The sequence below is a fragment of the Pseudomonas sp. F220 genome, from assembly GCF_057813935.1.
This window is the reverse complement of the sequence record NZ_JBVASJ010000212.1, coordinates 1-254: the sequence shown is the minus strand read 5'-3', so window position 1 is coordinate 254 and position 254 is coordinate 1. Positions and strand designations below refer to the sequence as shown.

1 protein-coding gene is annotated in these 254 nt (G+C 60.6%); it reads left to right on the top strand.

Annotated features, from left to right (window positions below):
* Positions 1-254 (top strand): reverse transcriptase domain-containing protein (locus tag ACZYSM_RS29685; protein WP_489077262.1); only part of this gene is annotated, 254 nt, incomplete at both ends.

Here is a 254-nt window from a genome sequence, read left to right as displayed (position 1 = left end):
GGCCCATATAGAGCGTCATATCGAAGACAAGCGAGTGCTCAGGCTGATTCGCCGTTACCTTGAAGCCGGTGTGATGTCGGGCGGGATCGTCAGTCAGCGACAGGAAGGGACGCCGCAAGGCGGCCCGCTGTCGCCGTTGCTGTCGAACATCCTGCTCAACGAACTCGACCGCGAGTTGGAACGGCGGGGCCATCGTTTCGTGCGCTATGCCGACGACGCGAACATTTATGTGCGTAGTCATCGTGCTGGCGAGC